26 protein-coding genes and 1 tRNA gene are annotated in these 23,335 nt (G+C 72.5%); 11 read left to right on the forward strand and 16 right to left on the reverse strand.

Annotation, left to right across the window (positions count from 1 at the left end; translation table 11 throughout):
- Positions 1 to 157 precede the first annotated feature (157 nt).
- From ACF1BE_RS15190 to ACF1BE_RS15220, 7 genes are all read right to left on the reverse strand, one after another.
- Positions 158 to 2,113, reverse strand: a complete 1,956-nt coding sequence (locus ACF1BE_RS15190; RefSeq protein ID WP_392199478.1) for a bifunctional DNA primase/polymerase — start codon at positions 2,111 to 2,113, stop codon at positions 158 to 160.
- Positions 2,110 to 2,262 carry a hypothetical protein gene (locus ACF1BE_RS15195; RefSeq protein ID WP_392199479.1) on the reverse strand — a complete coding sequence of 51 codons (153 nt, stop codon included), beginning with the start codon at positions 2,260 to 2,262 and terminating at the stop codon, positions 2,110 to 2,112. The genes ACF1BE_RS15190 and ACF1BE_RS15195 overlap by 4 nt, the downstream gene beginning before the upstream one ends.
- Complete coding sequence (locus ACF1BE_RS15200) at positions 2,253 to 2,444, reverse strand: hypothetical protein (protein ID WP_114014994.1); 192 nt, start codon at positions 2,442 to 2,444, stop codon at positions 2,253 to 2,255. The genes ACF1BE_RS15195 and ACF1BE_RS15200 overlap by 10 nt, the downstream gene beginning before the upstream one ends.
- A gap of 187 nt (positions 2,445 to 2,631) precedes the next feature.
- Positions 2,632 to 2,826 carry a hypothetical protein gene (locus ACF1BE_RS15205; RefSeq protein WP_392199480.1) on the reverse strand — a complete coding sequence of 65 codons (195 nt, stop codon included), beginning with the start codon at positions 2,824 to 2,826 and terminating at the stop codon, positions 2,632 to 2,634.
- A gap of 222 nt (positions 2,827 to 3,048) precedes the next feature.
- On the reverse strand, positions 3,049 to 3,405 hold the full coding sequence (locus ACF1BE_RS15210) for a hypothetical protein (RefSeq protein WP_392199481.1): 357 nt from the start codon (positions 3,403 to 3,405) through the stop codon (positions 3,049 to 3,051).
- 2 nt (positions 3,406 to 3,407) lie between these two features.
- The gene (locus ACF1BE_RS15215; RefSeq protein WP_392199482.1) at positions 3,408 to 3,608 is read right to left on the reverse strand and encodes a hypothetical protein; all 201 of its coding nucleotides are present in this window, start codon (positions 3,606 to 3,608) and stop codon (positions 3,408 to 3,410) included.
- A gap of 1 nt (position 3,609) precedes the next feature.
- Positions 3,610 to 3,867 (reverse strand): helix-turn-helix transcriptional regulator, encoded by a 258-nt coding sequence (locus tag ACF1BE_RS15220; RefSeq protein WP_392199483.1) that lies wholly within the window; start codon positions 3,865 to 3,867, stop codon positions 3,610 to 3,612.
- 249 nt (positions 3,868 to 4,116) lie between these two features.
- Between ACF1BE_RS15220 and ACF1BE_RS15225 the strand changes: the two genes are divergently transcribed.
- A complete protein-coding gene (locus tag ACF1BE_RS15225) occupies positions 4,117 to 4,476 on the forward strand; it encodes a helix-turn-helix domain-containing protein (RefSeq protein ID WP_392199484.1) in 360 nt (119 codons plus the stop codon).
- 1 nt (position 4,477) lies between these two features.
- Complete coding sequence (locus tag ACF1BE_RS15230; RefSeq protein ID WP_392199485.1) at positions 4,478 to 5,734, forward strand: tyrosine-type recombinase/integrase; 1,257 nt, start codon at positions 4,478 to 4,480, stop codon at positions 5,732 to 5,734.
- A gap of 96 nt (positions 5,735 to 5,830) precedes the next feature.
- On the opposite strand, the gene ACF1BE_RS15235 is transcribed toward ACF1BE_RS15230, so the two are convergent.
- Positions 5,831 to 5,904 (reverse strand) — tRNA-Pro (locus ACF1BE_RS15235).
- A gap of 105 nt (positions 5,905 to 6,009) precedes the next feature.
- On the opposite strand from ACF1BE_RS15235, the gene ACF1BE_RS15240 reads away from it, so the two are divergent.
- Positions 6,010 to 6,516: a DUF309 domain-containing protein gene (locus ACF1BE_RS15240; protein ID WP_392199486.1), complete on the forward strand. Its 507-nt coding sequence runs from the start codon at positions 6,010 to 6,012 to the stop codon at positions 6,514 to 6,516.
- Positions 6,517 to 6,584: 68 nt separating this feature from the next.
- A complete protein-coding gene (gene cobF, locus ACF1BE_RS15245) occupies positions 6,585 to 7,358 on the forward strand; it encodes a precorrin-6A synthase (deacetylating) (protein ID WP_392199487.1) in 774 nt (257 codons plus the stop codon).
- Between the two features lie 125 nt (positions 7,359 to 7,483).
- Here the strand turns inward: cobF and ACF1BE_RS15250 are convergent, their stop codons facing one another.
- The 4 genes from ACF1BE_RS15250 to ACF1BE_RS15265 all read right to left on the reverse strand — a co-directional run bounded on the left by ACF1BE_RS15250 (position 7,484) and on the right by ACF1BE_RS15265 (position 12,124).
- Positions 7,484 to 8,263 (reverse strand): cobalt-precorrin-6A reductase, encoded by a 780-nt coding sequence (locus ACF1BE_RS15250; protein WP_392199488.1) that lies wholly within the window; start codon positions 8,261 to 8,263, stop codon positions 7,484 to 7,486.
- Between the two features lie 237 nt (positions 8,264 to 8,500).
- On the reverse strand, positions 8,501 to 9,274 hold the full coding sequence (locus tag ACF1BE_RS15255; protein ID WP_392199489.1) for a sulfite exporter TauE/SafE family protein: 774 nt from the start codon (positions 9,272 to 9,274) through the stop codon (positions 8,501 to 8,503).
- 82 nt (positions 9,275 to 9,356) lie between these two features.
- On the reverse strand, positions 9,357 to 10,868 hold the full coding sequence (locus ACF1BE_RS15260; RefSeq protein ID WP_392199490.1) for a long-chain fatty acid--CoA ligase: 1,512 nt from the start codon (positions 10,866 to 10,868) through the stop codon (positions 9,357 to 9,359).
- Between the two features lie 68 nt (positions 10,869 to 10,936).
- Positions 10,937 to 12,124: a thiolase family protein gene (locus tag ACF1BE_RS15265; protein ID WP_392199491.1), complete on the reverse strand. Its 1,188-nt coding sequence runs from the start codon at positions 12,122 to 12,124 to the stop codon at positions 10,937 to 10,939.
- Between the two features lie 146 nt (positions 12,125 to 12,270).
- On the opposite strand from ACF1BE_RS15265, the gene ACF1BE_RS15270 reads away from it, so the two are divergent.
- From ACF1BE_RS15270 to ACF1BE_RS15285, 4 genes are all read left to right on the forward strand, one after another.
- Entirely contained in the window at positions 12,271 to 13,080 is an 810-nt protein-coding gene (locus ACF1BE_RS15270) for an alpha/beta hydrolase (protein ID WP_392199492.1), read from the forward strand.
- 84 nt (positions 13,081 to 13,164) lie between these two features.
- Complete coding sequence (locus ACF1BE_RS15275) at positions 13,165 to 13,659, forward strand: DNA starvation/stationary phase protection protein (protein WP_392199493.1); 495 nt, start codon at positions 13,165 to 13,167, stop codon at positions 13,657 to 13,659.
- A 137-nt stretch (positions 13,660 to 13,796) separates the two neighbouring features.
- The gene (locus ACF1BE_RS15280; RefSeq protein WP_392199494.1) at positions 13,797 to 14,081 is read left to right on the forward strand and encodes a hypothetical protein; all 285 of its coding nucleotides are present in this window, start codon (positions 13,797 to 13,799) and stop codon (positions 14,079 to 14,081) included.
- Positions 14,082 to 14,147: 66 nt separating this feature from the next.
- Complete coding sequence (locus tag ACF1BE_RS15285) at positions 14,148 to 14,942, forward strand: SAM-dependent methyltransferase (protein ID WP_392199495.1); 795 nt, start codon at positions 14,148 to 14,150, stop codon at positions 14,940 to 14,942.
- Between the two features lie 62 nt (positions 14,943 to 15,004).
- On the opposite strand, the gene ACF1BE_RS15290 is transcribed toward ACF1BE_RS15285, so the two are convergent.
- Positions 15,005 to 15,859 carry a Cof-type HAD-IIB family hydrolase gene (locus ACF1BE_RS15290; RefSeq protein WP_392199496.1) on the reverse strand — a complete coding sequence of 285 codons (855 nt, stop codon included), beginning with the start codon at positions 15,857 to 15,859 and terminating at the stop codon, positions 15,005 to 15,007.
- A 347-nt stretch (positions 15,860 to 16,206) separates the two neighbouring features.
- On the opposite strand from ACF1BE_RS15290, the gene ACF1BE_RS15295 reads away from it, so the two are divergent.
- The 3 genes from ACF1BE_RS15295 to ACF1BE_RS15305 are packed head-to-tail and all read left to right on the forward strand — an operon-like array spanning position 16,207 to position 19,332.
- Positions 16,207 to 17,610 (forward strand): glutamine synthetase family protein, encoded by a 1,404-nt coding sequence (locus tag ACF1BE_RS15295; RefSeq protein ID WP_392199497.1) that lies wholly within the window; start codon positions 16,207 to 16,209, stop codon positions 17,608 to 17,610.
- A 2-nt stretch (positions 17,611 to 17,612) separates the two neighbouring features.
- The gene (locus tag ACF1BE_RS15300) at positions 17,613 to 18,788 is read left to right on the forward strand and encodes an amidohydrolase family protein (protein ID WP_392199498.1); all 1,176 of its coding nucleotides are present in this window, start codon (positions 17,613 to 17,615) and stop codon (positions 18,786 to 18,788) included.
- 16 nt (positions 18,789 to 18,804) lie between these two features.
- A complete protein-coding gene (locus ACF1BE_RS15305) occupies positions 18,805 to 19,332 on the forward strand; it encodes an NUDIX hydrolase family protein (protein ID WP_392199644.1) in 528 nt (175 codons plus the stop codon).
- A 73-nt stretch (positions 19,333 to 19,405) separates the two neighbouring features.
- On the opposite strand, the gene ACF1BE_RS15310 is transcribed toward ACF1BE_RS15305, so the two are convergent.
- The 3 genes from ACF1BE_RS15310 to ACF1BE_RS15320 form a co-directional block, all read right to left on the reverse strand.
- Positions 19,406 to 19,906 (reverse strand): winged helix-turn-helix transcriptional regulator, encoded by a 501-nt coding sequence (locus ACF1BE_RS15310; RefSeq protein WP_392199499.1) that lies wholly within the window; start codon positions 19,904 to 19,906, stop codon positions 19,406 to 19,408.
- Positions 19,907 to 20,276: 370 nt separating this feature from the next.
- Positions 20,277 to 21,488 (reverse strand): MFS transporter, encoded by a 1,212-nt coding sequence (locus tag ACF1BE_RS15315; protein ID WP_392199500.1) that lies wholly within the window; start codon positions 21,486 to 21,488, stop codon positions 20,277 to 20,279.
- Between the two features lie 1,076 nt (positions 21,489 to 22,564).
- Positions 22,565 to 23,332 carry an SDR family NAD(P)-dependent oxidoreductase gene (locus tag ACF1BE_RS15320; RefSeq protein WP_392199501.1) on the reverse strand — a complete coding sequence of 256 codons (768 nt, stop codon included), beginning with the start codon at positions 23,330 to 23,332 and terminating at the stop codon, positions 22,565 to 22,567.
- Positions 23,333 to 23,335: the final 3 nt, after the last annotated feature.

Consider the following 23,335-nt stretch of genomic DNA (forward strand, 5'->3'; position numbering starts at 1 on the left):
CGTGCACCTCGGCCGCGTGTACCGCGTGCACCTGAGCGTGTAGCTGTGACCTGCGACTTTGCCGGGACCGTGCACCCGGCGTGCCCCGCGTGCACCTGCACGCCGAAAACGCCGCGTGTACCTGTTCGTGCACCCCTGCACGGCCCCGTGCGGGCGGTCAGAACAGGGCGCCGGACGGGGCTCGGTAGGCCGTGCCCGCGCCCGTCGGTCCGGCCTTCGCCTCCAACTGCCCGGCCTCCACGAGCTTGGCCAGGCGGCGCCGCGCCTTCTCCTTCTGCGCCGCGCTCGGCTTCTCCGTCTCGAAGATCGCCTTCGCCGCGTCCAGGGCGGAGATCCCGCCCCGGCTCGCACCGGCCAGCGCCACGAGGTCCGCCGTGTGGTGCACGGTCGTGGTGCCGGTGGTGTGGTCGTGCAGCAGACGGAACGGGCCCACCTCCGCGAACGGCTGCTTCAGGTGACGCAAGCTCACGATCGGGTCACCCGCCTCGCCCCACAGCGAGATCACCGAGCCCGCGCCCGACGTGATCCACGTGGAGCCGTAGATGTCCGCGAGGGTGTTCGGCTCGGCGCCGTTCGCGCCGCGCTTCACCGTGTGGTGCAGCTCCAGCACTTGCACGCCCTCCCGCAGCGCGAACTGCCGCGCCCGGTTCCACCCGGCCCCCACCTCGTCGTCGGACAGCCCAATGGCCGCGTCCTTCAGCGAGTCCACGACCACGGTGTCCGCCCCGGCCTGCTCGCACATGCGCATCAGGGTTTCGGGGTGGCGGGCGAGGTCCGCCGGGGGCGGCCCCTCCCACACCACGAGGCGTTCGCTCAGCCGGTGCGGGTCGTCCCCGGCGAAGATGCGCGCCCCGGCCCGCCGGGTCTGCGCCGGGCGGTCCATCGCCAGCAGCAGCACCCGCTTACCGGGTGCCACCGGGAACCCGAGCACCGTCGGCTGAAGGCCGATGCGCGCCCGGATGATCTGGTGCGCGAGCGTCGTCTTGCCCACGCCCTGCGGGGCGCCGATCAGCAGTGCCTCACCTTCGGCCCACAAGATCTCTTCGCCGTGCCCCCACACTGCCGGAGGTACCTCGGGGACGTTGTGGAAGAAGGCCCCGCCGGGCTGGAGCAACTGCACCACGGCAGCCACCTCGGCCTGCTCGTGCTGCCGGGTCTCGGTGTCCCAGATGGACCGCATGGTCTTCAGCAGGTCCGCTTCCCCGATCGGGTCGGCGGACGCAGCGTTGGCGGCGCGCACCATGTCCGAGTACCAGGACCACCCGCGCGGCGGGGTGAACTTCCAGGCGTCGCCCGCGTAGTGCCCGGCCACGGCCGCCAGCCAGTTGTTCCCGCGCGCCGGGTCGTCGGCAGGGAGAGACAGCAGGTCGGAGAGCTGAGACCCCGGCGGCCGGCCAGCTACCACGCTGCCACCCGTACCGGGCTGCGCAGTGCGGGCCAGGTCCGCCACCCAGCCGGGCAGCGGCACCGTTTCAGCGTCGTGAACGACCGTGTAAACGTCGTCCGTCTTCGAGCCGGGGACCATCACGTACGCGTGCGGCCCCGTCTTGAAGTCCACGGCCGTCCCGAGGGTGTTCGAGTAGCCGTCTGCCTTCCCGCCGGTCTCCCCCTCGGGGAGCCGGAAGAGCATCTGGAGGCCCCCGCGCCCCGTCCGGTACGTGAGCGTCTTGGGCACGTCCTGATCGGTGCTCAGCGTCTCCCAGGTGGCCTCTCCGGGCTTTCCCTCGGCCACGTCCACATCCACCACGGCGCGGCCCGCGAGGGTCTGCCCGATGTTGAGCGCGCCGTGCTTGCCGCCCCACTTCAGCCACCACGTACGGATCTCGTCGGGGTCGGTCGTGGCGTCCTTGGACCCGTTCTTCTTGATCACCCCGCCCTTGGCCTTCCACTTGCGCGGGTGCTTGCCGGGGGACTTGCACGAGTACGGCTCATCGCAGTTGCAGAGCCCATCCACCACGCGGTGACAGGGGAAGACCTTCACACCCTCGGCCGCGAGCGCCAGGGCCGCCGCCAGCAGGCCGTCAGGGTCCGCCGGAGCGCCGTTCCCAGCGTCGGTGGACTCGGGGGCCTCCGGGGTCGGTTCGGGGCGCTCAGCGCCCTTCTCGTACTTCACGACTCGCCCCCCGCCTGCTGCTCGAACAGCTCGGCCAGGCGGCGCCAGAAGGCATCCCACGGGTCCGCCGGAGCGCTCGCCTGAACCTCGTGCGCCCGGCCGCCGGAGGGCTCCGGCTCTCCGGCCGTCTCCTTGCGGGTCACGTCCACGGCGATCCCTCCTCGGTGGGGCGCAGGGCGATGACGGCCCGCAGTTCGTTGACCGGCTGGCCCGTCTCCCGCGCCACAGCCTCGAAGGCGTCGCAGGAGTCGCGGATCATCTCCGCGTTGTACTGCTCGTCCGTCTTGGACGGCTTCCAGTTGCGCCCCTCGTGAGCGCTGGACTTGAACATCTCGGCCCCTCCGCGCGAGTCGTCTCGTGTGGTGTGCGGGCCGATGGGGATCGTCTGGGGAGACCGGAGACCAGGCGAGTGGGGCGGTATCCTGAATGCGTAGATACCGGGCTCTCAGCGGTCGGTCTGCACTTCGTCAGCAAGAGCGGCGTTCACCTCCAGGGGCGCCGCTCTCGCGTTTCCGGGGTCAGGGCAGCGGCAGCACCGCGCAGTGCTCCGCGTGGTCCTGCGCCACCTCCAGGGCCCCGTCCTCGCGCCGTCCGTGGCCGCACCCCGAGCAGTCCCAGCGCGGCCCCTTCTCGTCCTCGGTGACGGTGACCCGAGCGTCCGTGTGGACGGCACGGAACTCGCGCTTCACCGGGGCGATCTGCTGCTTCGTCATGCTGCACCTCCGGGTGCGTTGAAGGACACGGCCAGGCACTCCCGGCCGTGATGCTGCGCGGCGTGGTGCGGGTCGCCGTCGGCCTCCGACCGGCCGCAGCCGGAGCAGGTCCACCGGCCGCCCTGGACGGTCACACGGCCGCCCATGCGGGTGCTGTAGCCGTCAGGGCAGTCGTCCTGCCGGGGGCCGCTCACATCCCCGCCCACGGGCGTCCAGGACACGTCACACCGCCCGGCACTTCGCCGCGTGGGCCTCGGCGCGCTCCCGCGCCACGTCGTCCCAGCCGTAGCCGATCTCGTCGCGCTCCCCGCAGCCGTAGCAGTAGGTGTACGAGACCTCCCCTTCGGCGGTGCGCGCGGTGGTGACGAGGTTGCCGCCCAGCGTGCGGTACTGCTTGCCGATGTGGTCGCCGCGCTCCGGCTTCATGGAGACCTCGCGGGTGTCGGCTGCGTTGGACAGGTCCACCTGCCAATCGGCGTCGATCGCGTCGTACATCTCGGCGTCCGTGATGTTGGCCAGCGGGCCCTGTTGCTCGGGGGCCGCCACGATCCGGCCGCCTCCGTCAGTCGCGTAGTTCATGTTCAGCTCCAGTGGTCATGCGGCAGGTTGCCGCCGGTGGTGGTGCATCCGGCCGCGTGGGTGCGGCCGTTGTCCTCGCCCTGGCCGGTCATCTCGCAGGACGAGCACGCCCATACGCGGTGGCCGTCGGGCCCGTTGCTGGTCTCCACCCGGCCCCCGCAGTCGGCGGTGAGGTAGAAGCGGGATTCGAGCAACGAGGCCACGTCAGGCCGCCACGAGCGCGGCCGGGGCGGGCGGATGCGGGTCCGGGTCACCGGACAGCACCCGCACGAGTGAGGCCGTCAGGAAGACCTTCCGGCCGCTCCCCAGCGCGAGGTACTGCACCGGGGACTCGCCGCGCTTGATCAGCTCGTACAGGTGCCCCCGGGAGATGCCGAGAGCAGCCGCGCACTTCTCCACGCTGACCGTGGCGGGCCAGGTAGTGCGGATCTCGGCGAGGGTGGGCGCATCGGCGTTTACCATTTCCGTTCCCTCCTTGTCGTGCATTTCCTTTGCTGTCCAATAGCGTCGCACACGACCAGAGGGGGTCCAGAACACTAGATGCGCAGGTCAGACTAGATACGAGCCCGCAATGTCCGATTCTCGGTAGCAGGGCAGCGTCCTTGATCAGCGGAGACAGGGAAACCTACAAACTTTCCTGCATACAGGACCGTCTAGGGACCGTTTAAACGCCTCCTATGCCCAGTCGGCATAATCTGCTACATTGCTGCCATGCAACCAACACGACACCCCCTCGGGGACACCACAAGGCACGTGGGACTGACCGTCCGTGACCTGCGGGAACGCCAGGGCATCAGCACCACGGTGATGGCAGAGCGGCTGACAGCCCTCGGGCGCCGCATCGCCCAGTCCGGCGTCACGCGCCTGGAGGCAGGTCAACGGCGTATCGACGTGGACGACTTGACCGCGCTCGCGGCGGTCCTCGGCGTCCGGCCCGCATCGCTCCTGCCGTCCGGCGCCCCGCTGGACCCGTGCGCAAGTGGTGAGCACGCCTACGACAACCGCGAGATCAGCGGCCCCGGCCCGCGCGTCTGCAACGACTGCGGCCACACCGAAGACCTGGAGGACTGACGTGCCCGACCCGATCAAGAAGCTGCCGCCCAACCGAAGGGGCCAGATCAGGTATCGCGCCGTGATCGACATCGGTTACGAGCCGCAGACGGACAAGGCCACCGGCGGGGTGATCACCGACCCCGTGACCGGCCAGCCGAAGATGATGCGGAAGCAGCTCACCATCACCAAGGACACCAAGACCGAGGTGAAGGACGAGCTGGCCCGCATCCGCCACCAGCGCAGCGCGGGCACGTACGTGGCCCCCGCGAAGATGACCGTCAGTGCCCTGCTGGACCTGTGGCTGAAGTCGGCCACCCGAGACGTGGAAGAGGCCACGGCCAGCAACTACGACAACGCCCTACGGCCCGTGCGGAAGTACCTCGGGCACAAGCCCGTCCAGGAGTTGAGCGAAGAGGACGTGGAAGCATTCATCGACTGGATGGTTTCCGAGGGGCGCCAGCGCGGCGGCAAGCCTGGAACGGGCCTCGGCATACGGTCGGTGCGCCTCACCCTTGGGCGCCTGCGCTCGTCGCTGAACCTCGCGGTGCGGCGCGGCCTGGTGGTTCGCAACGTGGCGGAGCACGTGACGATCTCGAAGCAGGCCAAGGAGAAGGCACAGAAGAACGCGGCCACGCACAAGCCGTGGAACGAGGAAGAGGTGAAGCGGTTCCTGGAGGGCACTCAGGGACACCGGTCCTACGCCCCCATGCTGCTCGCCCTGATCGCAGAGCGTCCGGCGGAGGTGTGCGGCGCCCGCTGGAGCCCGGACGTGGACCTGACGGCCGGGACGATCGCCGTCGGCACCAACACGCGGACGATCGTCTACGACCGTACCCAGGAGAGGGGGCAGCGGAACAAGGTCGTGGAGAAGGGGGCGAAGACCGAAGCCGGGAAGCGCACACTGCCGCTGCCGAAGCCGGTCCTGCGGGCGCTGAAGGCGTTCCGCGCCGCTCAGGCGGCGGAGAAGCTGGCCGCAGGGGAGGCGTACGAGGACAGCGGCTATGTGCTCGTGGACGACCTCGGGCGACCGTGGAAGACGGACAAGCTCCGGCGCGAGGCACACAAGCTGATGGCCACCACGGGCGTACGGAAGGTGCGGTTGTACGACGCGCGGCACGCCTGCCTGTCGTGGATGGCGAACAACGGGGTGCCGGACACAGTGGTCTCCGCGTGGGCCGGTCACTCGGACCTCGGGTTCACGAAGCGGACCTACGTGCACCCCGACCCGCAGTCGTTGAAGGCGGGTTCGGAGAAGCTGGCCGAACTGCTCGGCTGACCTTGATCAACAACGTTTGTGAGAAATTGTGAGACGGCGCCCCTGGAAACGATCAAGAGGGGCCCCGAAGGACCCCTCTGACCTTGTACTTCACCGTCGGGACGACAGGATTTGAACCTGCGACCCCTTGACCCCCAGTCAAGTGCGCTACCAAGCTGCGCCACGTCCCGTTGCTCTCACTCGCGGTGCCCCGCGGGATCGTGCGGACAGCACTTTACCCCACGCCCCGGAGTGCGCCGAAGAAGGCCCGGGCGGAACGGGGGACAATCGGCCGTATGACGAACGCGGACGCATCGGATGCCAGGGACCGGGACGTGGACGGGCGGGCCCGGAACGCGCGGCCCCGGGACGGGCTCGGCCGGCCGCTGCCGTACGGCGCCGAGGGTGTGCCCCGGCAGCCGGAGGGGCTCGTACGAACGCCGCGGGAGACGGTCGTCGAGGCGCAGGCCCTGCTGACGGCGGGGCGGCCGTTCCACGCGCACGAGGTCTTCGAGGACGCCTGGAAGTCGGGGCCGCCGGACGAGCGCACGTTGTGGCGGGGGCTGGCCCAGCTGGCCGTGGGGCTCACCCACGCGGCCCGCGGGAACACCCGGGGCGGGGCACGCCTGCTGCGGCGGGGTGCGCGCGCCGTCGAGGAATGGCAGACCGGGCGGGGCGAGGACCGGCCGTACGGGATGGATCTGCCGGGGCTCACCCGGTGGGCCGGGGAGCTGGCCGGACGGGTCGAGCACGACTCGGCACCGGTGGACGCGCGGGCCGAGGCGCCCCGGCTGGGCCCCTGACCGGAGGCCGTCGCGGGGCGTGTGGAGGCGGTGGACGCGCTGTCAGTGGCATGCGGCAGACTCGGGGCGTGCGAAAGATTCATGTCATCGGTATCGGCGCGGGGGACCCCGACCAGCTGACCCTCCAGGCGGTCAGGGCGCTGCGGAGCACGGACGTGTTCTTCCTGCTCGACAAGGGCGAGGTGAAGAGCGATCTCACGCGGCTGCGCCGGGACATGCTGGACGCGCATCTGCCGGTGGGGTCCTACCGGGTGGTGGAGGCCCGTGACCCGGACCGGGACCGGAAGGCGGGCGGGGCGGCCTACTCGCCGGCCGTCGGGGACTGGCGCAGCGCCCGCGCCGGGATCTACCAGCAGCTGATCGCCGAGGAGCTGGACGAGGACGGCACCGGCGCCTTCCTGGTGTGGGGGGATCCGGCGCTGTACGACAGCACGCTGGGCATCCTCGAGGAGGTCCTGGAGCGGGGCGAGGTGGAGTTCGCGTACGACGTGATACCCGGCATCAGCAGCGTCTCCGCGCTGGTCGCCCGGCACCGCACGGGTCTGAACCGGGTCGCCGGGCCGGTGCAGATCACCACCGGGCGGCGGCTGGCCGAGGGCTTCCCGGAGGGGGTGGACGACGTGGTCGTGATGCTGGACGCCCACCAGGCCTTCCGGCGGTACGCCGACGAGGACATGGACATCTACTGGGGTGCCTACATCGGCACGCCGGACGAGATCCTCGTCTCCGGGCCGCTCGCCGAGGCCGGTCCGCGCATCGAACGGCTGCGGGCGGAGGCGCGGGAGCGCAAGGGCTGGATCATGGACACGTATCTGCTGCGCCGCCACCCCGGGCAGGACTGACCGGCACCCCGCCCGAACCGCGCCCACCCGCCGCCCCCAATACCGGCAACCCCGGTACCGGCACCGGCCGGCCCCCGTGCCCCGCGACCGGTCAGCCAGACGCACGTGTCTGCCGGGCACACCTGTCAGCCGGAGCCGCCCCACCCCTCACCGAGGCCCGGGCCCGCGGGGAGGCCCAGCCGCTCCAGCGCTCCCGCCACGTCCGGCACGGCCCGCACCCCCTCCGGCAGCGGTGGCCGGCGGACGACGATCACCGGGAGTGCGAGGTCGCGGGCGGCGGTCAGTTTCGCGGACGTGGCCGCGCCGCCGCTGTCCTTGGTGACCAGGACGTCGACGCGGTGGGCGCGCAGGAGTTCCGTCTCGTCGGTGACCGTGAACGGGCCCCGGGCGAGGATGACCTGGGTGTCCGGCGGCAGGGGGGGTTCGGGCGGCTCGACCGACCGGACGACGAAGTGCAGGCCGTTCAGGTGCGCGAACGCCGCGAGGCCGAGGCGCCCGGTGCTGAGGAACGCCCGGCGGCCGAGGCTCGGCAGGGCCTCGGCGGCCCCGGCGAGGGACGGGACGTCGTACCAGCGGTCGCCCGGACCCGGCCGCCAGCCGGGGCGGCGCAGGACGACGGCGGTGACGCCCGCGGCCCGGGCGGCGCGGACCGCGTTGGCCGTGATCGACTCGGCGAAGGGATGGGTGGCGTCCACCAGGGCGTCCACCTGGTGCGCGCGCAGCCAGTCGGCGAGCCCCCGCGGGCCGCCGAAGCCGCCGGTCCGTACGTCGCCGGGCAGTGCCGCGGGCCGGGTGACCCGGCCGGCGAGGGAGGTGGTGACGCGGACCCCGGGGCGGGAGGCGAGGTCGGCGGCGAGGCGGCGGGCCTCCGTGGTGCCGCCGAGGATCAGCACGTGCGCGGGCATGGAGGTGAGCGTACGAGGTCGTACGGGCCGGCCGGTGGCCCGGGTCGCCCCGGCTCGGCCACGAAGCCGGTCGGCTGGGGTCTTTCGTTCGGATCAGGCCGGATCAGGGAGCGGGTCCTGGTGCCGTGCGCCGCAAGGCGCGGGAGGGCGCCATGGCTGGGCCACGGGCAACCGACGACAACGCGGCGAGGCCCGGTGCCAGGGCCCGCGAGCCCGGCACGATCGGAACGAGAGGGCCTAGCGGAGCAGCAGTTGCAGACCGCCCACGACGGTCGCCGCGATCACGAGTTGCTCGAAGAGCCGCTGGTTGATCCGGTGCACGGCCCACTTGCCGAACAGGGCACCGGGGACCACGAACACCGCGAGCGCGGCGTCCAGGAGCAGCGAGCGGCGGTCGATCAGGCCGAGGCCGACGCTGAACGGCACCTTGGACACGTTCACGATGAGGAAGAAGAAGGCCGAGGTGCCCAGGAAGCCGAGTTTGCGGAAGCCGGCGGACAGCAGGTACATCGACATCACCGGCCCGCCCGCGTTGGCGACCATGGTGGTGAACCCGCCGAGGACGCCGTACGAGCGTGCTTTGACGCGGCCCGCCCGGGTGGTGACCGCGTCCGGCGCCTCAGGGGTCCCGGCCGTCCGCCGGCGCCACACCGTCACCCCGGCCATGAGCAGCAGGATCGCGCCGATCGAGGTCCCCACCACCCGGTCGTCGGCCCACACCAGGAACAGGGTGCCCGCCACCACGCCCGCCGCGACGGCCGGGAACAGCCGCCACAGCGTGGGCCAGTGCGCGTGCCGCCGGTAGGTGGCGACGGCGAGCAGGTCGCCGGCGATCAGGACGGGCAGCAGGACGCCGGTGGAGGCCCGGGCGGGCAGGACCGCCGCGAAGACCGCGAGACTGACCGTGTTGGCCCCGCTGACGGCGGTCTTGGAGAAGCCGACGAGGAGGGCGGCGGCGGCGAGCGCGGCGAACTGCCAGGCTGAGAGGTGCCAGAGAGTCATCGTGTTCATGGAGGGACCGATGCTATGCACATGCATGCGTTCCGCGTAAACCGTGTCTCGCCGGCCGGTCCCCGGGCGGGGTGACCGTGCGCTACCGGCCCGTGTACCGCGCCCGCAGTTCCCGCTTGAGCACCTTCATGCTCGGTCCGAGCGGCAGCGCGTCCGTGAACTCCACGCGCCGCGGGTACTTGTGCCGCCCGAGGTGCTGCTTGGACCACTCGGTGAGCGCGGCGGCGTCGGGCGCGGTGCCCGGTGCCGGGACGACGACGGCGCACACCTCCTCGCCGTGCAGCTCGTCGGGGAGGCCGATGACGGCGGCCTGGGCGATCTCCGGGTGGCGCATCAGGACCTCCTCGACCTCGCGCGGGTAGACGTTGTAGCCGCCGCGGATGATGACGTCCTTCTTGCGGTCGACGATCCGCAGGAAGCCCTCGTCGTCCTTGGTGCCGAGGTCGCCGGTGCGGAACCAGCCGTCCACCACGGCCTCGGCGGTGGCCTCGGGGCGGCCGAGGTAGCCGGAGAAGACGTTGTGGCCGCGGATGACGACCTCGCCCAGCTCGCCGGGCGGCAGGAGTTCGATCCGGCCCTCCAGCTCGGCGCGGGCGATCTCCACGTCGATGCCCCACAGGGGATGGCCGATCGTGCCGGCCCTGGTGCCGAACACCGGCTGGTTGACGGTGGCGGTCGGTGAGGTCTCCGACAGGCCGTACCCCTCGTAGATCTTCGCGCCGAACGCGGCCTCGAACCGCTCCAGTACGGCGACCGGCAGCGAGGCCCCGCCGGAGACGCACACGCGCAGCTCGGGCAGCCGGCCGGCGTCGGCGGCCGCCGCGGCGAGGGCGACGAACATGGTGGGCACGCCGTGGAACGTGTTCACGCCCTCCCGCACCATCAGGGCGAGGGCGCGGGCGGCGTCGAAGCGGGGCAGCAGGACGAGCGTGGCGCCCGCGCGCCAGGTGGAGTTGAGCGACACCGTCTGGCCGAATGCGTGGAAGAGCGGCAGCGCGCCGAGCGCGATGTCGTCGGCCCGGATGTCGTTGGCGTCGAAGGCGTTGACGGTCGCGTTCATCACCAGGTTGAAGTGGCTCAGCACGGCGCCCTTGGGGACGCCGGTGGTGCCGCTGGTGTAGAAGACGACCGCCGGGTCGTCGGCGGCCCGGGTGACGTACGACGGCAGCGGTTCGGCGTCGGCCGCGAGCTTGCCGAACTCCTCGCCCAGGGTGAGGGCCCGGATTCCCGCGGTGCCGGCGGCGGCGCGGCCGGTGTCCGCCTGGGCCGGGTGGACGAGCAGCAGGGTGGCCCCGCTGTCCTTCAGAACGTGCTCGACCTCTTCCGCGGAGAGCAGCAGGTGCACGGGCACGACGACCCCGCCGGCCGCGGCGATCGCGTAGTAGGCGACGGGGAAGTCGGCGGTGTTGGGGGCCATCAGGGCCACCCGGTCGCCGGGCCGTACGCCGAGCCCGGCGAGGGCACCCGCCTGGGCGAGCGCCCGCTGCCACACCTCGGCGAAGGTGAGCCGCAGGTCGCCTTCGACGAGGGCGGTCTTGCCGGGGCGGCGCCGGGCGTTCTCGGCGAGGATGGCGGCGACGGACAGGGTTGCCATGGAGTGCTGCTCCGTTTCCTTGCGGCTCGTACGACCAATCCCCTTGCGGGGCCCCCGTTGCGGGCGGTTCAGTGCCTTTCGACCAGCACCGCGCTGCCCTGCCCCACTCCCACGCACATGGTCGCGAGCCCGCGCCGCGCGCCCGTGCGCCGCATGCGGTGCAGCAGGGTGGTGAGGATGCGGGCGCCCGAGCAGCCGAGGGGATGGCCGAGGGCGATGGCGCCGCCGGTGGGGTTCACCAGGTCCGGATCGATGCCGAGCTGGTCGACGCAGGCGAGGGCCTGCGCGGCGAACGCCTCGTTGAACTCGGCCTCCTGGAGGTCGCCGGTCTCCCAGCCGGCCCGGCCCAGCACCTTGCGGGTGGCGGGGACGGGGCCGAGGCCCATCACGTCCGGGTGGACGCCGGCGGAGGCGCCCGCGACGTAGCGCCCGAGGGACTCCAGGCCCAGCTCGTTCAGGGCCTCCTCACTGACCAGCAGCAGACCGGCGGCCCCGTCGTTCATGGGTGAGGCGTTGCCGGCGGTGACGGTGCCGTCCGCGCGGAAGACCGGCCTGAGCCGGGAGAGCTTCTCCAGCGAGGTGTCCTCGCGGACGCACTCGTCCTGCTCGACCAGGAGGCCGTCCGGGCGTTCGACGGGCAGGAGTTCGTCGTCGAAGTGGCCGTTCTTGCGTGCGGCGGCGGCGAGTTGGTGGCTGCGCAGGGCGAACTCGTCCTGGCGGGCGCGGGAGATGCCGTGGCGGGCGGCGACCTCCTCGGCGGTCTCGCCCATGGCCAGGAGGCCGTGCAGTTCCTTCATGGCGGGGTTCACCAGCCGCCAGCCGAGCCGCGTGTCGTGGGTCTCGATGCGCTGGGGCAGGGCCTCGTCGGGCCGGGGCAGGACGAAGGGGGCGCGGCTCATGGACTCCGAGCCGCCCGCGATCACCACATCGGCCTCGCCCGCGGCGATGCTCCGGGCGGCGGTGGTGACCGCTTCGAGTCCGGAGGCGCACAGCCGGTTGACGGTGGCGCCGGGCACGAAGTCGGGGAGCCCTGCGAGCAGGGCGGCCATCCGGGCGACGTTGCGGTTGTCCTCTCCTGCCTGGTTGGCGGCGCCCCAGTAGACGTCGTCGATACGGGCCGGATCGAGGGCGGGCACGCCGGCCACCAGGTGGCGGATCACGGTCGCCGCAAGGTCGTCGGGGCGGACGGAGGAGAGGGCTCCGCGCAGCTTGCCGATGGGGGTGCGGCGGGCGGCCGCGAAGTGGACGGGACGCACGGCTGGGACTCCTGACCTACGACGCTGTGGATCAGCACGGACGGGTTCAGTACGCGTTAATTAGCACTGCTAGTTTTTGACTATAGACCTCCGACCGCACCGCTGGGAAGATTGCCCCGGCCTTCACCGAGCCCGCTGGAGGAGACATGCCCCACGCCCGCGAGCACCTGCTCGACGGCACGCGCGGACCTCTCGCCGTACACGAGTGGCCGCACCCGGCGCCCCGCCGCCTCGTCCTCCTGTCCCACGGGTACGGCGAGCACGCCGGTCGTCACGCGGAACTCGCCGCCGTGCTCACCGGGCACGGCGCCGCCGTCTACGCACCCGACCACGCAGGCCACGGCAGGTCGGCCGGCGAGCGGGTGCTGATCGAGGACTTCGAGGACGTGGTCACGGACGTGCACCGGGTGGCGGACCTCGCCCGGGCCGCCCACCCCGGCCTGCCGCTCGTCCTGGTCGGTCACTCCATGGGCGGCCTCGTCGCGGCCCGGTACGCCCAGCGGTACGGTGACGAGCTGAGCGCGCTGGTCCTGTCCGGGCCCGTGATCGGCACCTGGGAACTGCCGGGGCGGCTGCTGGCCCTGGACGAGATCCCGGATCTGCCGGTCAGCCCGTCCGCGCTCTCCCGGGACCCGGCCGTGGGCGCCGCGTACGCGGCCGATCCGCTGGTCTGGCACGGGCCCATGAAGCGGCCGACGCTCCAGGCGTTCACCCGGACCCTGGAGACCGTCGCCCAGGGCGGTGACGTCGGCCGGCTGCCGCTGCTGTGGCTGCACGGGGACGACGACCGGCTGGTGCCGCTGCCCGGCAGCCGGCCCGGGGTGCGGCGGCTGAGCGGCGGCCGGCTGACCGAACGGATCTTCGCCGGGGCACGGCACGAGGTGTTCCACGAGACGTGCCAGGAGGCGGTCCGCGCGGAGACGCTGGACTTCCTGGACCGGGTACTGCCTCGCTGATCAGCGCGTTTGCCCCCGGAAGAGCCGGGGCACCCGCCCTTTCGGACGTGACCGGGAACGCTGACGAAAGGGGACCGAACCATCATGACCGTGGTCAGGAGCACGCTGCCCGAGGAGGCGCTCGGCGTCGCCGGAACCGCCCTGCAGGACACCCTGGTCGACCTGCTCGGACTGTCACTGATCGGGAAGCAGGCGCACTGGAACGTCGTCGGCCCGCGCTTCCGGTCGATCCACCTCCAGCTGGACGAGGTGGTCACCACCGCCCGCGAGCACTCGGACACGGTCGCCGAACGGGCCGCCGCGCTGGGCGTGTCGCCTGACGGCCGGCCGGAGACCATCGCCGCGGCCTTCGCGCTGCCCGGCACCAAGGACGGCTGGCTGCGCGACACGGCGGTCGTGGAGCTGATGGTCGAATCGCTGGGGACGGCCGTCGACCGGCTGCGCGAGCGGATCGAAGCGACCGAGAAGGCCGACCCGGTCACCCAGGATCTGCTGATCGCCATCACGGCCGACCTGGAGAAGCAGCGCTGGATGTTCCAGGCCGAGAACCAGTCGCCCGAGCAGGGCGCCGCCGGCTAGGGTCTTCGGTCCGGATCAGGCCCGCTCCCCGACCCGGCCTGATCCGGACGAGAGGGCCCAGGCCGGGTCGGGGACCATGGCCGACGCCCCGGAACTCGACACGCTGCGGGAGCACTGGGCCGCGGAACGTCCGGGTGATGCACCACGTCGTCGTCCGGGTCGATGCCCTGACGGACCTGGAGAAGGGCCCCGCACCCGGGACCACGCCGGAGGACGCCCGCCGCGGGCACCGGCTGATGACGCCGGGCCACGACCCGCTCGAGCCGTGGGCGGGCAGCCGCCCAAGGGTGTCCGGCCGCTCCGCCCCGAGCGCACCGGGAAGCCGGCCAGGGGACGCCGAACCGCCCGTGCCGCCCGCCGTGTTGGCGCGGGCGACACCCGGCGGGCAGGTGAGCGGGGCCTGTCTGCGCCGCGCCGCGTGATCGTGTCAGACTGCTCCCCGCACGTCCCGGAACGACCACCGGGACCGGAGCGCGGAGGAGCAGCACGTGACGGGGACCGAGCCGGACATCCAGCACATCGACACCACCCGGCCGCATCCGGCGCGGGTGTACGACTGGTTCCTCGGCGGCAAGGACAACTACCCGGTCGACGAGGAACTGGCACGCCGGATCACGGCCATCGACGGGGGCGCTCCGAAGGCCGCCCGCGCGAACCGGGCGTTCATGCGCCGGACCACCCGCGCGCTGGCCGCCGAGGCGGGGATCCGCCAGTTCCTTGACATCGGCACCGGCATACCGACCGAGCCGAACCTGCACCAGATCGCGCAATCCGTCACCCCGGACGCCCGGGTGGTCTACGTGGACAACGACCCCATCGTGCTGGCCCACGCGCACGCGCTGCTGCGCGGCACCCCCGCCGGTGTGACGGAGTACGTACAGGCCGACGCCCGCGATCCGCACACCATCCTCGAACAGGCCGGCCGCGTCCTGGACTTCGACCGTCCGGTGGCCCTCTCCCTCATCGCGCTGCTGCATTTCATCGCCGACGAGGACGGCGCCCACGACCTGGTGGCCGCCCTGGTCGACGTGCTGGCGCCGGGCAGCTTCCTGGTGCTGTCGAACATGACCGCCGACTTCGATCCGGAGAACGTCCGCACGGGCATCGCGGCCTACGCGGCGGGCGGTGTGACTCTGGTCGCCCGCTCGCACGCCGAGGTGGGCGCCTTCTTCCGGGGGCTGGACCTGCTGGAGCCCGGGATCGTGTCCGTGGCGGAGTGGCGCCCGGAGGAGGAACCCCAGGAGCGGATCTCGCTGTACGGCGGGGTCGCACGGAAGCCCTGACGGCCACGCACCGGCGCCCGGGCCCGGCGCTGCGCGTACGCGTGCCGGGCCGCGGGCCGGGGCTACAGTCCGAGGACGCGGGCGATGGTGCGCAGTACGCCGTCGTCGTTGTTGGACGGGGCCAGGTGGCGGGCCCGGCGGATCACCTCGGGGTGGGCTCCCGCCATGGCGAAGGACCAGTCGGCGGCGTCGAGCATCTCCAGGTCGTTGAGGTAGTCGCCGAACACCATGGTCTGCGCGGGGCTGATGCCGAGCGCGCGCTGGAGACCGCGCAGGGCCGTGCCCTTGTTGGCGGTGCGGTTCATGACGTCCACCCAGTGTTCGCCGGAGACGACGACCTGGTGGGTGGCGGCGAACCCGGCGAGGGCCGGGGCGGTGGTGTGCTCGGCGGGGCCGAAGTCGAACAGCGCCACCTTGATCAGGTCGTCGTCGACGGCGGTGACGTCGTCCACGATCCGGTGTTCGGCGTAGTACGTGCGCACCTCGGCGAGGAACGCCTCGTCGGTCCGCTCCACGTACGCCGCCCGCTTGCCGCAGACGACCGCGCCGACGTCCGCGCCGCCCGCGACCAGCCGCCGTACCGTCCGGGCGACCGCGGCGGCGACGGACCGGTCCAGCGGGTCGGAACTCAGCTCCACGCCGTCACGGACCACGTACGTGCCGTTCTCCGCGATGAACACCATGCCGTCGGCGACGTCGGCGAACTGCCGGGCCAGCGTCGCGTACTGACGGCCGCTGGCCGGGCTGAACAGCACGCCGCGGCGGCGCAGTTCGGCGAGCATCGGCCACAGCCCGCCGGGCATCCGCTTGGCGTCGTCCAGCAGCGTGCCGTCCATGTCGGTGACGATCAGCCGGATGTCGGCGGGGCCGGCGGGCGGGCCGGACGTGTCGTACAGGGGCGCGGGCGTGGCGGGCATGTCCTGCTTTCGGTCGGTGGCCGGGCTACCGGTCCAGTGTTCCTCATGCCCAGGGCACGCCCGGAGCCGGTAGGGACCGGGTCGCACCCGTGCCCGGAACCGCCCAAGGTGCCCGTTCCCCGGCACGGGTGATCAGCGGGCGGCACAATGACGACGGGAGACCGTACGGGAGAAGGGTGGACAGGTGAGCGAGGACCACGCCCCGCCGGCCGGCGCCCACGGTAACGCCGGGTCCGCCGCCCCTTCCGGCACCCCGGAGCCGGCCGCACCGGTGCCGGGGTCCGGCACGGCCGCCGTGCGACCCTGATCCCGGCCGCGTGCGCCGCCGAGCCCGCCGAGGAGGACGTATGACGACTTTCGCCGACCCTGTGCCCGGCGGCCGTCCCGCGGATCTGCGCCGGGTCGCCGCGCTGACCGCCGGCCTGGCCGCGCGGGGCGTGCACGGCATCGTGCTGGCCTACGTCGACACGGCGGGCGTCGGCCGGGTGAAGACGATCCCGACGGCCCGGCTGGAGGCGGCCGTGTCCTGGGGCGTCGGCATGTCCCCGGTGTTCGACACGTTCCTCGCCGGCGACTCCGTCGTCACCACCGACGTCCTCGGCTCCCCCGACGGCGACCTGCGGCTCTACCCGGACCTGGACCGGCTGGTGGCGTTGGCCGGTCAGCCCGGCTGGGCGTGGGCGCCGGTGGACCGCATCACCCAGGAAGGCACCCGGCACCCCGGCTGCACCCGGACCTTCCTGCGCCGGGTCGTCACCGACGCCGCCGACCGGCACGGCCTCGTCCTCAAGGCGGCGATCGAGATCGAATGGTCGGTGGGCGCCGGCTCGGCGCCCACCGGGGAGTTCGTGCCGGCGGTCAACGGACCGGCGTACGGCGCGATTCGGCAGGTCGAGCTGAGCGACTACACCGCCGACCTGCTGGCCGCGTGCGCCGCGCAGGACGTGGACGTCGACCAGCTGCATCCCGAGTACGCGGGCGGCCAGTTCGAGATCTCGGTGGGCGCGCAGGACCCGGTGGCCGCGGCCGACCGCAGCGTGCTGGTGCGCCAGACCATCCGGGCGGTGGCCCAGCGGCACGGCCTTCGGGTGTCGTTCGCGCCCGCGGTGACCGCCGAGGGTGTCGGCAACGGCGGCCATCTGCACCTGTCCTGCTGGCGCGGCGGGGTGAACCTGCACGCGGGCGGTGACCGCCGGTACGGCATGACGGCCGAAGCGGAGTCTTTCGTCGCCGGGGTGCTCGCCCGTCTCCCCGCGCTGACGGCGGTCACCGCCCCGAGCCCGGCCAGCTATCTGCGGCTCAGACCGTCCCGGTGGGCGGGGGTGTTCACCGCCTGGGGCCGCGAGACCCGGGAGGCCGCGCTGCGAGTGATCACGGGGACGGCGGGCCACCACGCCCAGGACGCCAACCTGGAGGTCAAGCCGGTCGACCTGGCCGCCAACCCGTATCTGGCTCTCGGCTGCGTGATCGCCGCCGGACTCGACGGCATGACGGCGGGCCGCGTCCTCCCTGAGGAGATCACCGGCGACCCGGCCCGCTACGGCCCGCAGGAGGCGGCGGCCCTCGGCGTACGGCGGCTGCCGCGGTCGCTGCCGGAGGCCGCCGGGGAGTTCCGCGCGGACCCGGTGCTGCGGGCGGCGCTGGGCCCCGTACTGGCGGACGCGGTGACCGCCGTACGGCTCGGCGAGGCGGCGGCCGTCGACGGCCTCGACGACGCCCAGGTGGCGGCGGCCTACCGCTGGAGGTACTGACCATGGCCGCACCAGGACCGGTCCACGAGGCCCTCGCCGCGCTGCCGCTGGTGGACCACCACTGCCACGGCGCGGTGACGGCCGACCTGAGCGCCGGGGACTTCGAGTCCCTGCTCACCGAGGGCGACGCCTGGCCCGGCGTCTCGTCCTTCGACAGCCCCGTCGGCGTGGCCGTCCGCCGCCACTGCGCGCCCCTGCTGGACCTGCCCCGGCACGCGCCGCCCGCCGACTACCTGACCCGGCGCTCGGAGCTGGGCTGGCAGGAGGTCAACCGGCGCTTCCTGACGGCGTCCGGGGCCGGAGTGTTCTGCGTGGACACCGGCTACGCCCCGCACCCGGTCACCAGCCCCGCCGAGCTGGCCGCGGCGGCCGGCGCCACCGCCTGCGAGGTCGTACGGCTGGAACAGCTCGCCGAATCGGTGGCCGCCCGGGGCGTGGAGGCCGGCGAGTACCCTGCCGTCCTGCGCGCCACCGCCGAGGAGGCCGTGCGCCGGCCGGGCGTGGTGGCGGTGAAGTCCATCGCCGCGTACCGCACCGGCTTCGCCCTGGACCCGGAGCGTCCGGCGGACGCCGAGGTCACGCGGGCGGCCAGGCGCTGGCTGGTGGGCGGCGGCCGGCTCACCGACCCGGTGCTGGTCCGGCACCTGTTGTGGGCCGCCGTCGATCTGGGGCTGCCGCTCCAGCTGCACACCGGTTTCGGTGACGCGGACGTACGGCTGCACCGCGCCGACCCCGCGCTGCTCGCCGACTGGCTGCACCTGACCGCCGGCACGATCCCGGTGCTGCTGCTGCACTGCTGGCCGTACCAGCGCCAAGCCGCCTGGCTGGCCGCGGTGTTCGAGCAGGTGTACCTGGACGTCGGTCTCGCCCTGCACCACACCGGCCCGGCCCGCTGCCGGGCCGTGCTGGAGGAGGCGCTGGAGATCACCCCGTTCCGCAAGCTCCTGTACAGCTCGGACGCCTACGGTGTGGCCGAGTTCCACCACCTGGGCGCCCTGTGTTTCCGGCAGGGGCTCGCCGGTCTGCTCCAGGACCGTGTGGACGCCGACGAGCTGAGCCTGGCCGACGCCCTGCGCATCGCGGACTGGACGGGCCGCGACAACGCCCGCCGGCTGTACGGACCGCCCGTATCCGAACCGGCCCGCGATCCCCGCGGGCGCCCCACCCGGAAAGTATGATCAAGCAATGTCTGACATGACCGAAACCACGCCCGGCTGGCTCACCACGGACGAGCTGGAGATGGCCCGGGCCCGGATGCCGATCCTGTACGTCGAGGCCGTTCCCGTGCGCGTGGACGACAGCGGTGAAGTCACCAGCATCGGGCTGCTGCTGCGCATCGGCCAGGACGGAACGGTCAGCCGGGCCCTGGTCTCCGGCCGCGTCCTGCACCACGAGCGGGTACGGGACGCGCTGTTGCGCCATCTGGAGAAGGACCTCGGCCCGGTGGCCCTCCCCCGCGTCCCGTCCTCGCTCCAGCCCTTCACCGTCGCCGAGTACTTCCCGACGGCCGGCGTGACCCCGTACCACGACCCGCGCCAGCACGCGGTCTCCCTGGCCTACGTCGTCCCGGTGACCGGCGACTGCCGGCCCCGCCAGGACGCGCTGGACCTCGTCTGGTTCAGTCCCCAGGAGGCCGCCTCGCCGGCGGTGCAGAACGAGATGCCGGGCGGGCACGGAGCCCTGCTGAAGCAGGCGCTCGCCCATGTGGGCGTCGTGTCCTGAATTCGATCGGTGGCGGCTTCGGGAGCGCCTCCGAAGCCGCCTCCGGCCTGCCAGTGACTCTCCTGCGAGCCCGTCAGTTCGGGTCCGCTTTCTGTCGGGCCCTCCGCACGTGGGTGGTCTCGCTGTCGAGCAGGGTGCCGTCGGCGCCGGTCGGTGCGGTCTCCGGCACCGGGGTGCCGTGCTGGTCGACGAGGACGGAGTGGGCCTCGCCAGGGGCGAAGGCGTGGCGCTCGCCCCACTGCCGCAGGGTGAGGATGACAGGGAAGAGGTCGCGGCCGGTGTCGGTGAGCACGTACTCCTGGCGGCGGCCCGATGGCGCGGTGCGCTGGACGAGGATTCCGTGAGCGGTGAGCTTGCGCAGGCGATCGGTGAGGATGTTGCGGGCGATACCGGTGCGTCGCTGGAACTCGGTGAACGATCGCGCGCCGTCCATCGCGTCACGGACGACGAGGAGACTCCACCTGTCGCCGACGAGGTCGAGCGTTCGGGCGACGGGGCAGTCCGGATCGGTCCAGCCAGGGTCCGCGGCGCGCGGGGTCTTGCCCGCCATGACACCTCCCGATGAGTTGCGCATTGAAACCATTATGTCGCATGGGCAATATGGTCGCGCTCCGCTGCTGCAGGCATGAGGCCACGGCCGGTGTCGGTGAACACACGTCTCTGGCGGCGGCCGGAGGGCACGGCGCGCCGGACGAGGAGCCGGTGAGCGCGGGGCCCGCCGAGGCGACCGAGGAGGATGCTGCCGGCGGTGCCGGTACGTCGCCGGAGCCCGCCGAACGACTAGGCCCCCCGTGGCGTGGCGACGAAGGGCCGGAGCCGGCGGGTCCCACCGCCTTCGGTGCATTCCCCCGGCACCGGCCCGTGCGGCAGTGTCATCGGTACTGCCTCTCCCGCCGCTGTCCCCGGAGCGCGTGTGGACGACCTCGCCGTCGGCGCCGGGGGATTCAGCCGACGGCGGCGTCCTTACGCGTGCCCGCCTCCTCGGACCGGAGGCTCGCGCCGCCGAGGGACGGTCGCCTGTCGATCGCCCAGACGGCCAGTGCGCAGGCCGCGAATACGGCCCCGAGGAGACTGGACCCCGCCCAGCCGTGGACGCTGAAGACGGCAGTGGTCGAGGCCGCGCCGAGGGCGGAGCCGAGCGAGTAGAAGACCATGTAGCCGCCGATGACGCTGCTGATGCGGTCCGGACGCGCGGTGGTGAGCAGGTGCTGGTTGCTCACATGGACGACCTGGACCGCGAAGTCGAGAAGCACGATCCCGGCGGTGAGGAGCCACAGCGACGACGGCAGCCGCGCGATCGCTGCCCACGAGACGATCACCAGGGTGAGCGCAAGCCCGGTGACCGGTACGGCCCGTCCCGCGTCCGCCCACCGTCCGGCGCGTGCCGCGCCGAGTGCGCCGGCGAGTCCCGCGATGCCGAACAGCCCGATCCGGCTCTCGCTCAGCTGCCACGGCGCGGCCGCCAGCGGCAGGGACAGTCCGCTCCACAGAGTCCCGAACGAGGCGAACAGGAAGAAGGCGATGAGGCCGCGCGTCAGGAGGACGCGCTGCCCGAACAGTCCGCCGATCGAGGCGACGGCTCGCCTGTATCCCGCGGGCCGGCTCGGGCGCTCCTGCGACGGCAGTACGACGAGGACGAGGGCCGCGAGCCCCAGTGACACCACCGCGAGCACGGCGTAGACGCTCCGCCAGCTCCACACCTCGGCGAGTGTGCCCGTGGCGACCCGGGCACCCAGGATGCCGACGACAACGCCCGAGGTCACGACTCCGATGTTCCGTCCGCGCTCGGCGGGCAGCGAGACCGACGCGGCGTAGGCCACCGTGGTCTGCACGACGACCGCGAACACCCCGGCCGTCGCGAGCCCCGCGAACGCCACCCATGCGGCTGACGCCGAGACCGTCAGCGTCATGCCCGCCCCGGTGACCGCCAGGTGCACGGCGATGAGCCGGCGCCTGTCGACCACATCGCCGAGCGGGACCAGCAGCACCAGCCCCGCCAGGTAGCCGAACTGGCCGGTCGCGACGATCCACCCGGCCGCTCCCGGCGACAGACCCAGATCGTGGCCCATCGGCTCCAGAATCGGCTGCGCGGCATAGATGCTCGCCACTGCGACACCGCACACCACCGCGAGCAGCAACCGCCGCCAGGCGTCCATCGCACTCCCGTCCGTATCAGTAGCAAATCGCAACTGTTTTGACCGTACGACATGTCGGTTGCGATTCGCAACTCATCGGGAGGTTGCCGCGGCCGCCGAAGCTCTTCGCGCACGCCGTCCGGGAGCCGCACCGTGCTGTCGCTCGCGACTTCTGCGGCGATTCCCACCACTGGACTTGGTCGGGCCGCATCGCGTCGACCCCCGCGTGGACACAGATAAAGAGCGCTATTTATGCTTGGTACGGCCTCGCCGCCGGGTGAATCCCCCGTCGCCGGCGGCGAGGTCGTCCGTACGCGCTTCGGGGTCAGCGTCGGGAGGGACCGTACCGATGGCACGGACCTGCCACGGGTGGACCAGCGCAGGTGGGCGGAGCTGTACTTCAGGGCACTGCTTCAGACACCCGGAAGGAAGCCGGAACGGCGGCTGGCGCGATCCGTCAGCGACTCCCCCGACGGCCTCTCAGGCCATGCACCAGTTCGTGAACGCCGGCCCCTGGGACCGGTCGGCAGCGCGCCGGGGTCCGCTTTCGCTGGGTGAAGCAGGCCAGCCCGGCGGTGACGGCCTGGACACTCGCGCCCGCCTTCATCCGAAAGCGCGGCGAGCACTCCGCCGGAGTGCACAGGAGGTTCGACCCCGAGCCGCGCGGCAGGTGACGTCCCAGTCGGCCAACTCGCCGGCGCTCACCGTCCGGCAGGTGCTCGCGGACCGCAGGACCGCGGAGGGGAGCGAGCGGCAGCACGTCCTGAGCCGCCCGGTGATTTTTCCCGGTCCCTCGACGGGACGCGTCCGGCTGCGGTTGCCGGCTCAGCGAGGGCCGTCGGCCTCGGCGCGGACATGGCTGACGGATCTGGTCGACAGGCCGCTGCCCGGCCTGCTGCCGCTGATGCGGCAGCCGCGGCTTGCGACGATCGTGGTCAGCACCCTGAGCGGGGACTTCGGGCTTACGCGACTTCGAGGGCCGGTCGTTCCCCGGCCGGCGTCACCACACAACACCGGTGTCCGCCGCCTTCCCCACGCCCAGGTGCGCGCCTCCTGCTGAAGAGGAGAGGGCGCCCGGCCCGGTGCGGTGCGTGCGACTACCGGGCGGTCCATCCTCCGTCGGCCGGAATGACGGCGCCCGTGGTGAACGACGAGCGGTCCGAGCAGAGCCAGGCGGCCGTCTGAGCGATCTCGACGGGATCCGCCAGGCGCTGCTGCATGGCGCGCTCGGTGAAGGGCCCGTAGAGCGAAGGGGTGTCGGAGAGCACCTGGTCCATCAGCTCGGTCCGGGTGCTGCCGACAGCGATGGCGTTGACGCGGATGTGCTGCTTCACGTACTCGTCGGCCGCGGCCCGGCTCAGGCCGATGACGGCGTGTTTGGCGGCTATGTACGGCGCCGAGGCGCCGGTCGCGCGGACTCCGGCGACGCTCGACGTGTTCACGATGGAGCCGCCGCCGTGTTCGAGCATCACGGCTGTCTGGGCCCGCATCGCGTTCCACACGCCTCGGGCATTGACGTCCATGATGCGGTCGTACTCCTCGTCGTCCATCAGATGCATCGGAGTTCCGGTGGAGGTCCACCCCGCGTTGTTGAAGGCGGCGTCGAGGCTGCCGAACGTATCGAGCGCCGTCCGTACGGCCGCGTGCATGTCGTCGGCGCGGGTCACGTCGGCCACCACGGCGGTGGCCTGCCCACCTGCCGCGCCGATCTTGTCCACGATCTCGAGCAGCCGGTCCTCACGGCGGGCGGTCAGCACCACGCGGGCCTCCTCCTGGGCGAAGAGTTCTGCCGCCGCGGCACCGATGCCGCTGCTCGCTCCGGTGATCATGACTGTCTTGCCGTGCAGCAGGCCCCGTGCGGGCATGGT

The organism is Streptomyces sp. NPDC014991 (genome assembly GCF_043080665.1).
In the GTDB taxonomy this organism is placed as follows: domain Bacteria; phylum Actinomycetota; class Actinomycetes; order Streptomycetales; family Streptomycetaceae; genus Streptomyces.